Genomic DNA, 3,374 nt, shown 5'->3' with positions numbered 1-3,374 from the left:
TGTCGAACCAAACTGGTTTAATTTCCTGAATGCCCTAAATAAAAGAACCCCACCCTAACCCTCCCCGCTCGCGAGGAGGGATTTTGCGAGAATTGCGGACTTATCAGAGTCACTATTAATAAGGGTTTTACCAACTTCTGTGTACACTAGAGCCTTGACTCATGGGAGTTAGGGGGGATTTTTCAATTTGCTGTGGCAACAACAGTTAAACCAACCGATGTTAATAATTCGTTCCAAGATTGGGAAAGTTGGGGGTTATTGGGTTGTAGATTTTGGAGTTCGATAATTGTTGCTACTGCGTCGTACCAAAAGCCCTGTTTAGCATAGAGAGAGGCACGCTCAATTACTGTTGAAGCAGCTAATTTTTCCTGAATCAAGTGACTTAATGGTGTATATTCCACCCAACCACCAACTACCAAATCTTCTGTTCTGTCGCTAGGATTGCAAGCGATCGCAAATGACCAATAGTAGGTTTTATTTGGGACTAAGGATGGTGCATCTTTTGGTAACTGTATATTTATCAAACCTGCTTGATTGGTAATGGGTATATTCTGTTGATAAATTCCGTTCATTTCTTTGTCAAACAAGCTAAACTCTGCCGATTGAGCGCCGGTTTGGGGAAGATGAACAAAGAATACAGGACGTTGTAATTGCGATAAACCAATATGTTTTCCAGGACTAAGAGCTGTTAGAGCTATATCCCGATTTGATAAACTCGAAGCACAAGCCAAAGCTATTGGACGGGAACCACCACCAGCAGTACCACCACGTGGTGCGTCTCTTTTTGGTGGCTCAAAATTTGTTGAGGTTGCTTTTGCTGACCATGCAGTAGTAGTTAAATTTGTCACCATTATTACTGATGCCAAGGTAATTACAGTTGCTTTGCTCTTTAATGTGTGAAAAAGCATCTTATATTATAAACTTAGGTTTTAGTTTTAAGAGGTTGTCGATTGCATTTTGTCAATGTGGTGTTGATGGAGAGAAAGACGTGCTTTCCTTGCCATCTCTACAAAAAATCTTTCTATAAATTGAAAAATGCTGTATATTGTTTTCTCCGTTTTTGAGTTTTGGTATAGTCCAACTCAATTATCTAACCTCTAAAGCCAATTGCCAACTAGTATAAAAGCTGCCCAGTAATAAGGATGTTTAAATTCAGGTTTTTTTAATAGCTCTAACTGTGCCAATCGCAATGCTTGAGCTTTTGATACACCTGATATCAATAATTCTTGGTAAAAAGTACCCATCAAATCTGCGGTTGATTCATCGCTAACAGTCCACAACGAAGCGAGAGTACTACGGACACCAGAACGTACTGCAACCCCCGCAAGTCCAAGGGTAGCCTTTTCGTCACCTTTTGCCGTTTGGCAGGCACTAAGCACTAATAAATCGATAGGGGAGGAGCCTTTTAAATTGCGATCGCTCATTAATCGACTCAACTGTTCAATATTAATTTGCCCGTTCCATGTTTTGATGAAGGTATTGCTGGGTTTGGAGCTAAATTGTCCGTGGGTTGCTAAGTGCAAAATTGAGTATGAGGGGTTTTGCAATTTGGCTTGGAGTTTGTCTATGGTAAATTGTTGGTTGAGTAATGTTGTTGTGGGTATTTTGTCTTTAATTTGCCGTATTTCCCGCTCAACTCCAGGTAATGGGGAAAAATCGCCCTTTTCTGTCGTCAATCCACCTGCTAATACTTGAATGCGATCGCGAGGTTGGGATTTAAAAAGTTGTAAACTTGGTGAATAGGCTATTTGATATTTTTCTATCAGATATTTTTCTCCATCAGATAATGCTGCCATCGGTATATTCCGCAGATTGCCATCAAGAATAAACACTAGTGTATTAATGTTATTTGTAGTTAAATCAGGGATTATAGGTGTTATTAACCAGGTATAAATTTGTTTAGCAACCGTCAATCTTTCTGTTGCAAATGAAGTTTTTCGTAATGACTGTCGCATACTTTTGATAGCTGCTTCGACTTCCGATTGGGGGATTTTGGTTGGGTAATGGCGTAAAGGTTGGTTGGGTAATGAGAGAATTATCTCAATGCGATCGCGTAAAATAATCGGATAAATTAGGGCAGCTTTGGAGTCAATTTTTTCGATGGGTACTGTTTTGCTATCTAAACAAGCTTCACGGAAGAAGTTTGCTAGTTCTGCAAGCTGAAGTGCTTCGATTGTTTCCCTTGCAAAGATGAGATTTTCTTGTTTTTGGGTAGTGGAATAACTAGGAATATCTTGTAATAGTAAATCTACAAGTTCACGATAAACAGGTTCAACACGACTACGAAATGAAAATTGGATATCTTGATTGATTGCAACTAAATCTTGACGTAGATATTGTAAGTCTTGAAATGCTTGTTTGTAGTTTGCGATCGCACTTAGTATATCACCTTGATTTTTGAGAATTCGCCCCATTTGCCATTTCCATTGATAAGCGATGTCGGAAGCATTGATATTTTCTGCTAAGTGTAAAGCTTGTTTTGTTAAGTTGGTTGCTTCTTTCCATTGCTTTGTTTGTTCGTAGAGATTCCCCAATTTTCCTAATGCTGTTGATTCTGCACGGGAATTTCCTAATTTATGCGCTTGATATCGAGCATTTACTAATAATCCTGCTGCTTGGATTAATGAATTGGGAATATGTATTGCTGAATTGTTAGATAGTTCTACTAAGTTAGTCGCTAATTCAATTTCTGTATAAATTTTGGTTTGATTCGGAGATAAATTAGGAATTTCAGCTTGAATTTGCTGTAATAATTTTTCAGCTTCTATATTCCGATTCAATTTACATAAAATATCTAATTGTTCGAGTTGAGCTTGTAATTCTATTTGTATTTGAATTTGTGATTTAGTCTGCTTGGAAATGAGATTATCTTGATTAGCTGCTTGTTGAAAAAAAATTAAGGCTATTTCAATTTTATTTTCTACTTTTGCCAACTTTCCTAAGTTAAGTAATACTATTTGTGCTTCTATTGGTAAATCTAACTTTTGCGCTATTTCTAAACTTTTTTGTAGAGTTTCTCTCGCTCTAGAGTAGTCTCCCACAATTCGCAAATTATTTCCCAGATTTAATAAACCAGATAATTTAAGTAGCGAGTCTGGTTGTAATGAGAGCGAAACTGCAACTTTTTTAAAAATATTATTGGCATGAAGGAAATAACCTAACATTTGCAATGCTCTTGCTTGATTAATTTGCGTACCAATTTCACCAACCTTATCTCCTACTTTTTTATAGCATTTCTCTGCTTTTTTCCAAGCTTCTAATGCAGCTTCAGTTTTCCCCTGATTAAATAGCAAATCTCCTTGATTATTGAGAATTTGAGCATAAACAAAGTTATCTTTTGATTTATTACTAGATTTATCAACTAATTTTAAGGC

Annotated in this window: 2 protein-coding genes; both read right to left on the bottom strand. The window is 37.1% G+C overall.

Features of this window, described 5'->3' with window-relative positions; all coding sequences use genetic code 11:
• Window positions 1–182: 182 nt before the first annotated feature.
• On the bottom strand, window positions 183–866 hold the full coding sequence (locus CK510_RS28180; RefSeq protein WP_245912480.1) for a DUF928 domain-containing protein: 684 nt from the start codon (window positions 864–866) through the stop codon (window positions 183–185).
• 231 nt (window positions 867–1,097) lie between these two features.
• Window positions 1,098–3,374 (bottom strand): CHAT domain-containing protein (locus CK510_RS28175; RefSeq protein ID WP_095724795.1); only part of this gene is annotated, 2,277 nt, incomplete at its 5' end.

This window comes from Brunnivagina elsteri CCALA 953, assembly GCF_002289455.1.
Lineage (GTDB): Bacteria > Cyanobacteriota > Cyanobacteriia > Cyanobacteriales > Nostocaceae > Brunnivagina > Brunnivagina elsteri.
This window is presented reverse-complemented; position numbering and strand designations above follow the sequence as displayed.